This window comes from Staphylococcus sp. GDY8P198P, from assembly GCF_017891615.1.
In the GTDB taxonomy this organism is placed as follows: Bacteria; Bacillota; Bacilli; order Staphylococcales; family Staphylococcaceae; genus Staphylococcus; species Staphylococcus cohnii.
On sequence record NZ_JAESJQ010000009.1, the window covers coordinates 1 to 406 of the forward strand.

At 27.1% G+C, this 406-nt stretch carries 1 protein-coding gene; it reads right to left on the reverse strand.

The genetic code is table 11. The annotated features are described in order from the left end of the window. A partial coding sequence (locus KA824_RS09215) for a DJ-1/PfpI family protein (RefSeq protein WP_210133259.1) occupies nucleotides 1-348 on the reverse strand: 348 nt, incomplete at its 3' end. Between the last annotated feature and the right edge of the window lie 58 nt (nucleotides 349-406).

A 406-nucleotide genomic window follows, 5' to 3' on the forward strand; every position in this document is an offset into this window, starting at 1 on the left:
AGTATGTTTATATTTGTTTAAAAAACCATTTCTAGCTAAATAATCAACTGCTCCACATATAGCACAAATTACTATATTTTTATTAAATGCTTCCTCAACAAATTTTAAAAGGTTCTCAGAATCATTATCCCAAGAATTACCTCCAATCATAACTAACAGATCATAATCTTTAGGTTCATCCCCAATAATATAATCTACCAAAACAGAAAAACCACCTAAAGAAGATACATTTTCTTCAACAGAAATAGTGCTTACAGACCAATTATCATCTTGATTTAAAATTGAAGATAAATATGCTCCTTCCCAATCTGCAAATTCATCTAGTAAAAGAAATAAAGCTTTTTTCAAAATTAAAAACTCCTTTTATTTTTAGATTAATAAACCTTATTGCTTTATTGACGTTGAG